Origin of the sequence: Nostoc sp., from assembly GCF_036917455.1 — a bacterium.
GTDB lineage: Bacteria > Cyanobacteriota > Cyanobacteriia > Cyanobacteriales > Nostocaceae > Nostoc.
Window position 1 is genome coordinate 1 of the sequence record NZ_JBALDK010000111.1, and the last position, 13,008, is coordinate 13,008.

Sequence of the window (13,008 nt, forward strand, 5' to 3'; positions counted from 1 at the left end):
GGTGATTTTTTTCCTTCATCCTCCTCCCCATAACTGCTGACTTTTGTCAAATTTTGTATTAAGAAAGATGTTTATAATGGATAGCTTTTGAAGGGGGATTTAGGGGGATCTAAAACGTTTTGCTACCGACCAGAGGACTTTTAAAACATCCTCTAAACCCTCTCCTCTGCTCCCCTGCTCCTCTGCTCCTCTACCCCTCTGCCCCTCTGCTCCCCTGCTCCCCTGCTGTCTCAATGTGCAAATTAAAAACACAACAGCTTATGTGTAGCCGAAAGCCCATACTGTACCGTCAAATCAGTGTGGGTAGTTCACCCATCAACAACTGATTCCTTAGAATTGAATTTTGGCAAAATACCAATAGTTGATTTTCGATTAGCAATAATATGAGAAAAGAGCCACTCATACCGATCGAGTGCTTGTTCTAAAGAATAGTTTTCTTCAGCAAACTGTCTTCCTGCATGACCTAGCCTCGCACATCCAATCGGATCGGTATATAAATCATGCACCGCAGCAGCCATTGCATCAGGCGATTCTGGCTCCACAATTATTCCACCACCACTAAGTTCGATCGCTCTAGCAGCAGTACCATTGGCGGGAACTGAACCTATAATCGGACGACCACTTGCTAGCAGCAGTGGTATTTTTGAGGGCATATTGAACGAAATCACATTGCGCTTTTGCACAATTAATCCCACATCAGATGCTGCTAGCATTTCGGGTAGTTTTTCTCGTGACTGCAACGGTAGCAGCAAAACATTATCTGCTCCATGTAATAGACAATATTCCTGCAACCTTTGCAATGCTTTTGATTCACCAACAATCACAAAGACAATATCTCTAATATGACGTAAGCAAACTGCTGTTTCTATTACTGTTTCTAAACCTTGAGTTAGAGCAATATTGCCCGAATAAAGTACTATAAATTTCCCATCTAGTTGATGACTAGATATCCAAGAGTTGTTCTGTTTTGGTAAAGGGCGGATGAAATTTACATTCACCCAATTAGGAATACAAACAATTTTATTAACAGGTACTCCCTTCTTGACTAAATTCTCACGAAACCCATCGGCGATGACGCTAATACTGTGTGCAGTCCGATATGCAAATTTTTCTAAAACTGTAAGAGTTCGGATCATCCACTTATTTTTCAGTAGCCCGATACGCACAGCAGCTTCTGGTAAAATATCCTGCACATTCAGAACTAGCGGACAGTTGTATAACCAACTAAATATTGTTGCTGGTAAGATACCTAGTAAAGGTGGAACGGTTAAGATAATCACATCTGGACGTTTACCTTTAAAAACTTGGGGTAAGCTTGTGAAAACAAAGCTCAACTCCAATAACAGCCGATCTACGAGGTTAGGTTTAGATTTAATTCTGAGGTAGCTTCGCTGAATAATGACACCATTTTTTTGTTCAGTAACGTACCATTGATTCCGATATCCATCGTAAATTTCGCGCTGAGGATAGTTGGGCATCCCGGTAATGACCCGCACTTCATGACCTCGCTTTACTAGTCCTTCTGCCAATTCAGTCATTAACGGAGCAATTCCAATCGGCTCTGGATGATAGTTGTAGGAATAGATCAGAATGTGCATGAGCTATTTGTGAATTTTGTAAATACAACCCGATATCAGTGAATTTATTACTAATTTCAGTAGTATCTGCTATGTGTATTATTTAAATTTTGGTTGTGATAAAATTATGATTTAAAAAATCATAAGTAAAATCAATTTTAACGAGGTATTGGTTTTGTTACTTGGGTAAGATTTATCTACATAGAGTTTCCATTTCTCAGCGATCGCCGAGAAATGTTGACTATTCACTGATTGAAGTTTCTCACCATATATTATGTGATAACTCTTCACTTCTTTTAAAGTGAATTTAATCGTTAATTTTACACTTAGGAGATTGTAGCATTATATTTAATCTCATGTATAGAATCGATATTCCGCCTTTTCAACTGGCACATGAAGTATGTTTAACTAAGTCATCAGTTTTGCATTGATTGATGAGCATCCAAGTTTTTCAAGAGTTTAAAGACACTAACTACTCAACATTAAGTCTTGAGTAGCTATCAATACGTATAGATAAATACTGCATGAAGCCACGGGGTTAAGTGTAATAAATCAATGAAGATAAACACTTATTTTGTGAGGTTTTGGAACAAAGTTTTATCCTACAGCCGTTTTACCCCCCTTAATCCCCCCTTATAAAGGGGGGAAACATGAAATCCGGTTCCCTCCCCTTTATAACTGTGCGTTCGCTTATTTTTAAACTCGAAATTGAATTAAAGCTTTAATTTAAAGGGGAAAGAGCTATTTTTAAGTAAGCAGCCAATACAAAGTAAGATTTGTTACTTTTATATTCGGCTTCTAGAAGCATCTATTTAAGGCGCAGAGGGGTATAAACCATAAAAATGGATAAAACCTTGTTTTAGCTAAAAATGCCTGAATTGCCTGTGGAGCCTATATTGTAAGCCCTGTAAGGATTAATTAAATTTTCTGGTCAAAAATGAGCGAACGCACAGTTATAAGGGGAGGGTTCGGGTGGGGTAACGCGGATCGCGATCGCAAGTCAATGAACTCAATATCCAATTCTTATAAGGGTTTCACATTAACTTGACACCAATGGCTTTTCGGCCCACCCCACAAGAAAATTTGGGATATTTTTTTATTTGGAAGTCCCTTATCCTCATCTAACACCACCGATAGCTCAAGTTGTCGGATTGCTCGACTCGGCGGGTTTTTAGGTCGAAAAAACGATCGCTCTCCTGGTGTGAAAGTTCTCTCTCTGGCGTGGATTAAGGGGGATCTCGAATGACTATGCACTTTAACTGAGCGGTATTGCCTCACTGATGAATTACGTTAGCAAGTATTCGTTCGCTCTTAGAGGTTGTTTGAACAAGTATTTGGCTGTGATTTTAGGCACTTAGAGATCCCCCCTAGCCCCCCTTAAAAAGGCTACGGTGTATACACAAGTCTGAAAATAGCTGAAGAACTCAGGTTTTACCCCACCCTAACCCTCCCCTTATAAAGGGGAGGGAACCGGAAATATTATTTCCCCCCTTTATAAGGGGGGATTAAGGGGGGTAATACGACTTGTGTATACACCGTAGCTTATAAAAGGGGGGAAATGGAATCAAAGTCCCCCTTTTTAAGGGGAGCCACTGCGGTCTTGGGGTCTCCCCAAGTGGAGCATGTGGCGTGGATTTAGGGGGATCTAAAACTTTTGCTACCAACGAGAGGACTTGTTCAAACATCCTCTTAGCGTCTTGTAGAGAGCGTCATTAGGAATTATCTGTAGCTCGTCCAGTCAAATTTGCAATCATCAATATTAATTGAGTCAAGTCAAGCGGTTTAGCTAGATGCACTTGGAAACCTGCATCAATTGCCCTTTGTCGCTCTTGTTCGGTGGCATAGGCAGTGATTGCTGCTGCTGGAATTTGTCCCCCGGCTTCAGCTGCAAGCGCTCTCACCTTACGAATCAGGGAAAAACCATCTTCTTCTGGCATCCCAATATCTGCTAGAAGCAGATCGAATTTGCCAGGAGATTCAGTTAAAGCAGCGATCGCTTCCCTTGCCGATGTCACAACTATTACTTCAGCCCCAAACTCTTCTAACATCCACCTGATTAAGTCGCGACTATCCACTTGATCGTCTACAGCCAAGATGCATAACCCTTCAAGGGTAAGAGGTGGATTTTTACCATCTAATGTGTCCATCTCCGACAAACCGCTCGGCTCTAAATCAGTTGGCGGTGTAATCTCCAACGGTATTGAGCGCAGAGGCAGCCTGATGACGATGGTGGTTCCTAGTCCCTCGCCTCGACTTTGCGCTTCAACTGTTCCACCATGAAGTTCTACAACATGACGGACAATTGACAAGCCTAATCCAAGTCCCTGAGTTGTTTTGCTGCTGCTGGAATCTCCTTGGCGGAAGCGATCAAAAACATAAGGTAGCAAGTCTGCCCGGATACCAACTCCTGTGTCGCTGACTCGAAGTTCAGCATGAGTATATACAGCTTCGAGCATAATTCCCACTCGCCCACCATCTGGAGTGAACTTAATCGCGTTAGAAAGTATATTCCACAAAACTTGCTGTAAGCGATCAAAATCTCCGACAACCGTTGCCGAGTTCAAGTTTGAAACAATTTCAATGTTTTTCGCCTCTGCGGAAAATTCGATAGACTCAATGGCGGCATCCGCTACTGAAACCAAATCGATTAGACGAGTGTTTAAATGAAGCTTTCCACTCGTAATCCGGGAGATATCGAGCATATCATCGATTAACTGAGCTTGCACTTTAGCACTCCGCTCCACCACTTCCCAGGCATGAGCGAGGGCTGAAGAATCTAAATTGCGGGTGCGGAAAAGTTGTGTCCAGCCCAGTATAGTATTGAGCGGGTTACGAAGTTCATGAGAGAGGTTCGACAGGAATTCATCTTTGGCTCGGTTGGCAATTTCCGCCTGTTGACGGGCTGATTGCTCCTGTGCCAGAAGCTTAGATCGCTCTAACTCAAACTGTTTGCGATCGCTAATATCTTCAATGGCCAGCAAAATTCTTTGGGCATCTCCCTGTTGAATAATTTTCCAACCATTGAGCAGTATGGTTTTATTCCCAATCCGCTCAAAATGATGCTCTACTACCCAGTTTTCAATAGTGGTACCATTGTCAAGAACGCCTTCTAAAAGCGATCGCAGTCCGGGTATGTTCCATTGACCGTTTCCTAGTTCAAAAATCAGAGATTGGGCTATCTCTGATGGTAAAACCTGAAATGTTTCATAAAACGACCGATTGGCTTTGTTCACCCGCAAATCAGAATCAAGGACGATTAACGGTATTTGTACCGTCTCCACAATCGCTTCAGCGTAATTCCGGGCTTCTTCTAAGATTACGGCACTGCATTTAAAACTATCAATATCTACTAACACCAACACTATACCGTCAATCTTGTTTTCTGTAGTGCGATAAGGACGGATGCGGAGGTTGTACCAATGTCCCCCTAAAGTTTGGACTTCTAATTCTTTGATGCTGAGTGTGTCAAGTACCTCCAAAATTAGAGTTTCTAAGTCAGAAACATCGAGATTAGCTCTGATGTCGCTCAAAGGTCGTCCAGCATCGGCGGGAATTAAATTGAAAAGTCGCTGCGCCATTGGCGTAAAACGTCGAATGCGTAAATCTAAAGTCAATATCAAAATGGGAATATTGATACTGGCCAGCAAATTCGTGAGATCGTTGTTAGCTTGGTGTAATTCCTGATTTCGAGAGCGAAGTTCTTCATTGGTTGTGTTGAGTTCTTCGTTGGTGGCCTGAATTTCTTCTTTGGCAGTTTCTAGTTCTTCATTGGTGCTTTGCAACTCTTCATTACTGGAGATGATTTCTTCATTGGCAACTTTCAGGTCTTGATTGATGTCCTCCTGCTCTTGGATTACCGCTTGTAGATATTCTTGAGTTTTAGCCCGCTCTTGGATGGCAGCTGCAAGTTCAAGCCTGAGCCGAACAATCTCTCGCTCTGAGTCTAGCTGCTCTAAACTTTCAGGATTTATCGTGTTGAGGTTGTTAACCGTGGGTGGCACTTGTTCAAATAAAATCAGAAAGTAGAGTTCTTTGTTAGTTGCAGGCTTGAATGGAATCACCTCAAGATTGATGATTTTTGAAAGTTCGCCATCTTCAATTCGTAACCCTTGTTTTCTAACTAGAGTTTTTTGCTGTTGCGCCTGATAAATTGCCGCTCGTAGCTCGATGAGCAAGCCTTGGCGCACCATTTTAAATAAGTTAAGACTTGGTTTACCAGGTGCAAGTTTGAGATAGATATCAATTTCTCCCCGAAATTGCAGCACATCCATCTTGTCGTTAATCGTCACACCCACTGGGGCATAGCGATTTAAGATTAGTTGGTCAGTTTTTCTTTGTAAATCCATCTCATCGGATGGATTCTCATTGGTCGGCTTTGATTCATCCACTTTTGCAACCGGATAATTGCTGGTAATGAACGAGAAAGTTGGGTGAATTCCAGTTAACTTTTTGCTATAAATTTTATACTTTTTATCAACTTGAGTAAACAAGTCCAAATATTTACCTGTGCTTTCTGAAGTCCCTAGCAGCAAAAAGCCAGTCGGCTTAAGACTGTAATGAAAGATGGGCAATATCCGTTTTTGCAACGTTTCGTCCAAGTAAATCAGTACATTCCGGCAGCTAATTAAATCTATGTTAGAAAAAGGGGGATCGCTGCCCAAGTCTTGCCGGGCAAACACACATAGTTCGCGCACAGCTTTGCTGATTTGATATCCACCGCCCTCAAGGGCGTTAAAAAATCGGCGGCGACTGTCTGGTGAGACTTCCACCATTTGATTCTCTGCATAAATGCCCGCTCTCGCTTTATCAATCGCTATCTCGCTGATGTCTGTGGCAAAAATTTGGATCGACGGCAAGATTGCTTTATCTGACAAAAACTCCAGCAAGGAGATGGCAATAGAATACACTTCTTCGCCCGTCGAACACCCAGCTACCCAAATCCGAATCGGCGACTCTGCTGATTTGTTTTGGATGATGGTAGGAAAGACTCGCACTTTCAAGAGTTGAAATGCTTGGGGATCGCGGAAAAAATGGGTTACATGGATCAGAATTTCTTCATAGAGCGCCTTGACTTCACCCGCATTCTTTTGCAAATACTCGGCATAATCCTCTAAGTGTTCTAGTTTATACAACAGCATTCGGCGCTGGATTCGGCGATCGAGGGTGTTGGGTTTGTAGTGGCTGAAGTCAACGCCAGTTTGCAATCGCAATAACATAAATATAGTCGTCAGGGCATCTCCCTGTTCGGGCAACTTATCACTTGCGATCAGTGTCAATGAGTTAGAAATCAAAGGATTGCGACTGAGGTTTACCAGTTCCTCGGCAATTTTTTGAGGCGGCAGAATAAAATCGACATTCCCAGTGGCTACAGCTGTATTGGGCATACTATCGAATTTTGCTGTGTCTTCACACTGAGCAAAAGTCACCCCTCCCGCTGCCTTGATTGCCTTTAGCCCCAGCGAACCGTCTCCATCCGCTCCAGATAAAACCACTGCGATCGCTTTCTGCCCTCGCTCTGCTGCCAATGAAGTAAAGAACGCATCCGCAGGCATATATTTACCCTGAATTTTCTCTCGCGGCGTGAGTTGCAACACTCCCTTAGACAACATCATCTTAGTGTTAGGCGGAATAACGTAGACCTGGTTTGGTTCTACAGTTACGCCGTCTTGCACTTCATTGACGGGCATTTTAGTTAGTCTTCCCAGAATCTCGCTCAATAGACTCTTGTGGTTGGGGTCTAAGTGCTGAATCAGCACAAATGCCATCCCTGTATCAGCAAGCAAATGTCTGAGCAATTCCGTAAATGCCTCTAATCCACCCGCAGAGGCGGCAATACCAACGATGGGAAATAAAGCATCTTTATTGCCTTCTTGCTCTACGTCAAACATGTTAGCCAAAACATGAGAATATCACTTAATAGTCTACATTAATATTTATTGGTATAATACTTGTCTTCTTTGCAACCATACAAGAATTTATACCAAACTTGCAATTAGATTTTGCGTAGCCATAGCCTGTATATATCGCTACGAGCGTACTGATTTTAACCTAATTGAGTATTTGCGATCGCTCCGCTCTCTTGATATCTATCTAGAGATATAAATCATTATTAAAAAAGGTAACACGGAGGTATGGAAGAGAACATGGAAATTTCTCTTTACGTCTCACAATCTCTATATCTTCTTGAACAGCGTTATAGACGTTAGAAGATGAATGAACAAGTGTTTCGCTGTGACTTTAGGCACTTTTAGATCCCCCCTAATCCACGCCAGTCGCTCATGGGGGAAACCCCCAAGACCGCGTTGGCTCCCCTTCAAAAGGGCTACGGTGTACACACAAGTCTGAAAATAGCTGAAGAACTCAGGTTTTACCCCACCCTAACCCTCCCCTTATAAAGGGGAGGGAACCGGAAATATTATTTCCCTTCTTTATAAGGGGATTAAGGGGGGTAATACGACTTGTGTATACACCGTAGCTTTTTAAGGGGGGCAAAAGTCTCTTAAAGTCCCCCTTAAAAAGGGGGAAGAATCAAAGTCCCCCAATTGAGCAGGGGATTTAGGGGGATCTAAAATTTTTGATACCAACAAAAGGACTTGTTCATTCATCCTCTTAAAGTTTTCTCATTTTCAGTGGTGTTAAGTCTTTGAGTACGGTAAACCGTATTTGCTTGTTAGTTCCCAAAGATTAATTTAATTGTTAAGTTTAGTTACATAAATAAAAAAATGCTGCAAAAAAACATTGCTAAATGGGAGAAATTATGAGAAACCTTAGTATGCTTAACAATCAAGACAAACAGAAAAACTATTTATGCAGCCTGGACTTTAGACCACAAAAGTCAAGCTCTGTCAGAAATAAGGTTTAATCAACATTATTTAATATTGCGATGAAAGCTACAGATAAATTAGTGCATTTTTTAGAAGAAGATTTGGGTCTTTCTGGTGGAGCAATTTCTCTTGCTTTGCGACATTGCGAGCAGACTCCCAACTTTCTGGCTATGACCCTTTGGCAGTATGGACTGGTAACACTAGATCAGTTATCCCAAATTTTTGATTGGTTGGAAACAGCATAAAAGACCATTTATAAAGTAAACCTTAAATTGGAGGGTGCGTTAAAGCAGCGCGTAACACACCTGAAAATATGGTGCTTTACGGCTTAATTAGACTTTCTCAAACCTTCAAATTCTTACACAGCCGTAACACACCCTAACTTTTTATTTACTTTATAAATAGGCTCTAAGCTGTTGCTTCAACTATTTGAATAGTAAATAGTGGACTTTCATACAAAGTCACATTCTCAACAGTTTTCATTTTAAGGATTGGTAACAACATCTATGGCAATTAAAGAACAACCTAAATCACCTCGGTTTCGGATCGTTGCTAATATATTACTGGCAGTATCAGGACTATTCCTGCTCTTAAATTTATTTTTGCCTGGTTTATTTGCTTCTGGGCCTACTGGTGTTCCTTACAGCTTGTTTATTCATCAAGTACAAGAAGGCGAAGTCAACCGCGTTTCTGTTGGTCAAAACCAGATCCTCTACGAACTAAAAACAGAAAATGCCGAACCGGGCGCGGTGTTTGCAACTACACCAATCTTTGATTTAGAGTTACCCAAACTGCTAGAACAAAAGGGAGTTGAGTTTGCTGCTACACCTCCACCCAAAAATACTTGGTTTACAACCCTGTTAAGTTGGGTGATCCCACCACTAATTTTTATTGGGATTTGGCAATTCTTTGTGTCTCGTGGTGGCGGCGGTGGCCCCCAAGGTGCGCTTTCCATTGGTAAGAGCAAAGCTAAGGTTTACGTTGAAGGCGAATCAGCTAAAATTACCTTTGCAGATGTGGCTGGGGTAGAAGAAGCAAAAACTGAGTTAGTGGAAATTGTGGATTTTCTCAAGACTCCAGGACGCTTTACGCAAATTGGCGCTAGGATTCCCAAAGGTGTGCTGTTAGTTGGCCCTCCTGGTACTGGTAAGACACTTTTAGCAAAAGCCGTAGCAGGAGAAGCAGGAGTTCCATTTTTTAGCATCTCTGGTTCTGAGTTTGTAGAATTGTTTGTCGGTGTCGGTTCTTCCAGAGTGCGGGATTTGTTTGAGCAGGCCAAAAAACAGGCTCCTTGTATAGTATTCATTGATGAATTAGATGCAATTGGTAAATCTCGTAGCAGTAACGGCTTCTACGGTGGTAATGATGAGCGAGAACAGACCCTCAACCAGTTACTAACAGAGATGGACGGGTTTGCAGCCGGCGACGCAACAGTGATTGTCCTAGCCGCTACCAACCGCCCCGAAAGCCTTGACTCTGCATTGCTGCGTCCAGGCCGCTTTGACCGCCAAGTATTGGTAGACCGCCCTGATTTATCTGGTCGGGAAGCAATTCTCAAGATTCACGCTCAAAAGGTAAAATTAGGAAATGATGTAGACTTAAGAGCGATCGCTACTCGTACTCCTGGTTTTGCTGGTGCAGATTTGGCAAACTTGGTCAATGAAGCCGCATTATTAGCAGCCCGCAATCTGCGTGAAAGTGTTGCTCAAGAAGACTTTGCCGAAGCAATTGAGCGGGTAGTCGCCGGCTTAGAGAAAAAGAGTAGGGTGATGAACGAGACTGAGAAAAAGATTGTTGCATACCATGAAGTTGGTCACGCAATGGTCGGGGCGCTAACCACAGGAAACGGTCGTGTAGAAAAGATTTCAATTATTCCCCGTGGGATGGCTGCTTTGGGCTACACTCTGCAATTACCAACTGAAGACCGCTTTTTGATGAATGAAACAGAATTGCGGGGTCAAATTGCAACTCTATTAGGTGGACGTTCCGCCGAAGAGATTGTCTTTAACAGTATTACAACAGGTGCTTCCAACGATTTGCAACGAGCAACTGACTTGGCAGAACGGATGGTAACAGCTTATGGTATGAGCAAAGTCTTAGGGCCATTGGCTTACCAACAAGGTCAACAATCGATGTTTTTAGGTAATGGTGGGGCTAATCCCCGCCGGGCGGTGAGTGAAGACACATCCAAAGCCATTGATAGCGAAGTCAAGGAAATTGTAGAAACAGCCCACGAACAAGCCTTAAAGATTCTTACAGAAAATCGAGACTTGCTAGAAGCGATCGCAACTCAACTCTTAGAAACAGAAGTCATTGAAGGGGAAAAACTACACAGTTTGCTAAGTCAGGTTAAACCCGTAGCTAATTCGTAATTCGTAATTCGTAATTTCTACACAGAGGGACGCAGAGTATAGCTTTGCGTCCCTTTGCATTAGACCTCTTGCAAAAATCCTTAAATCACCCCTCCCCAACCCTCCCCAATGTGTTGGGGAGGGCGCAGCATTTCAAGTTTCCCCCCTTTATAAGGGGGGATTAAGGGGGGTCTATTCAATACTGCTCGGTTAAGGTGCATAGTCATCCGAGATCCCCCTAAATCCCCCTTAAAAAGGGGGACTTTAAGAGACTTTTGCCCCCCAATTTATCGGTGGGTTGGGGGGATCAAAAGCCTATGACGCAACTCTAAAAGACTTGTGTGTACACCGTAGCCTTTATAAGGGGGGATTAAGGGGGGTCTACTCGACTTATGCAAGAGGTCTATAGGTCTATTCAATACAGCTCGGTTAAGGTGCATAGTCATTCGAGATCCCCCTAAATCCTCCTTAAAAAGGGGGACTTTAAGAGACTTTTGCCCCCCAATTTATCGGGGGGTTGGGGGGATCAAAAGCCTATCATGCCACTCTCAAATACAAACCGGATTCCTATATTATTCAGCTTAAATGTCAATTAGCTTACTATTCTATATCTCTATTTTTTGACCATCGAGACGGTTTTAGCTGGTTTACATACTCTATATATTGAGCTAATGGCTGATCGATACTAAGGAGCAACTTCGGATTAAAGCGAATATTGTCGTAAATTTTGCCATCTTCATCTCGGAGCATATAGTAAGCCAAACGAGTACAAAATAGCAAAAACTGATTTAGCAGATATCCCACAATACCTTTACGCTTTTCAGTTACATAAATCGGTTGAATTCTGGTTCTTCCAGGGGCAATTGGAGTATAAGCATATATCATATATAGTGGAGGAAAAAGCCGGACATCTTTCATTATTGTTAATAAACCAATGCAACCATGAGCATAACGCATTGAATACTGATATGTAGAACCAAGAAATCTTTGACCTAATTTTTCTCTAAAGGTAGTTTGAGGAAATTGTCCCCGCATTGTAAAGTCAATTTGCGTGCCTAAGTCGCTCTGATGTAGTGACAGATCCATTTTGATATCTAAATGATGAATTGTTTTTAAATGTTGAGCATCAATCCCATTCATCATACAAATATGATGATGGCAACTTCTTTCAAAAGCAATATCAGCTTGTGTAACAATTTTCTTAGTGTTTAGCTCATCGAAATCAGCCACTTTTTCTGGTGCTTTGGTATCTGGATAAATCCAGATAAATCCATACTTTTCTTCTGTTGCATAAGCTTGTAATTTAGCTTGAGTAGGAATTTCTGATTGACAGGGTATATTTTGACAAATACCTGTTTCATCAAATGCCCATTGATGAAATTTACAACGAATCCAATTACCATCAACCTTTCCAATCCCTAAATCTGTACCCAAATGAGGGCAGTAAGCATCCAAAGCTCGCACTTGCCCATTTTCACCTCTAAAAATGGCAATTTTATGGCCACATAATTCTACAGATTTTACTGTTCTTTTTGGTATTTCATGACTAGAACAGGCAATATACCAACCTTTTGCAATTACATTCCAATTATTGAAGATTTGCATAATGGTTTGATGATAGATTGGGGGACTTTGACCTGGATTTCTCGCGAGAAATAGCCCTAGTGTGGGGAGTGTGGGGAGTTCGTAACGCACTATTATCATGGGTTTGATGCCGTACTCTCCGTGCTTACACATCCTACGTATATTTTCTCCAAATCAAACTGGATTCTTATATATGTTGCATGTCTAGTCGCTAACATCACGACATTCATCCTTAACATCGCCATATTGATAAGTTATATCCCGATATTCATCACTAAAATTACAATTTTACTTATTAATATCGCAATATTCATCCTTAACATCGTGGTATGTATAAGCTATATTGCGACATTTATCACCAATATTACAATTTTACTTATTGATATCGCAATATTCATCTTTAACATTGCGACATTCATCGCTTACATTAGACCTCTTGCATAAGTCGAATAGACCCCCCTTATAAAGGCTACGGTGTACACACAAATCCTTCTCACCCCCTCTAACTCCCCCTTGGTAAGGGGGAGAACCGGATTTCCTCCCTTGGTAAGGGGGAGAACCGGATTTCCCCCCTTACTAAGCTATCCATTATAAACATCTTTCTTAACAAAAGCTTTGACAAAAACCAGAAATTGTGTATGTTGTAAACGAAAATCCTAAAGCATAGCCAAA

The 13,008-nt window shown here is 41.9% G+C and carries 5 protein-coding genes; 2 read left to right on the forward strand and 3 right to left on the reverse strand.

Annotated elements, in window-relative coordinates; all coding sequences use genetic code 11:
• Nucleotides 1-308 precede the first annotated feature (308 nt).
• Together V7K42_RS12170 and V7K42_RS12175 are read right to left on the reverse strand one after the other, a co-directional pair.
• A complete protein-coding gene (locus V7K42_RS12170; protein ID WP_334916458.1) occupies nt 309-1,598 on the reverse strand; it encodes a glycosyltransferase family 4 protein in 1,290 nt (429 codons plus the stop codon).
• Between the two features lie 1,691 nt (nt 1,599-3,289).
• Nucleotides 3,290-7,465, reverse strand: coding sequence for a chemotaxis protein CheB (locus V7K42_RS12175; protein ID WP_334916463.1), 4,176 nt, complete (start codon nt 7,463-7,465; stop codon nt 3,290-3,292).
• A 995-nt stretch (nt 7,466-8,460) separates the two neighbouring features.
• On the opposite strand from V7K42_RS12175, the gene V7K42_RS12180 reads away from it, so the two are divergent.
• Both V7K42_RS12180 and ftsH4 read left to right on the forward strand, forming a co-directional pair.
• Nucleotides 8,461-8,646, forward strand: a complete 186-nt coding sequence (locus V7K42_RS12180; RefSeq protein WP_334916459.1) for a DUF2949 domain-containing protein — start codon at nt 8,461-8,463, stop codon at nt 8,644-8,646.
• A gap of 261 nt (nt 8,647-8,907) precedes the next feature.
• Nucleotides 8,908-10,773, forward strand: a complete 1,866-nt coding sequence (ftsH4, locus tag V7K42_RS12185) for an ATP-dependent zinc metalloprotease FtsH4 (RefSeq protein ID WP_334916461.1) — start codon at nt 8,908-8,910, stop codon at nt 10,771-10,773.
• Nucleotides 10,774-11,352: 579 nt separating this feature from the next.
• On the opposite strand, the gene V7K42_RS12190 is transcribed toward ftsH4, so the two are convergent.
• Complete coding sequence (locus V7K42_RS12190; protein ID WP_334916464.1) at nt 11,353-12,357, reverse strand: aromatic ring-hydroxylating oxygenase subunit alpha; 1,005 nt, start codon at nt 12,355-12,357, stop codon at nt 11,353-11,355.
• Nucleotides 12,358-13,008 lie beyond the last annotated feature (651 nt).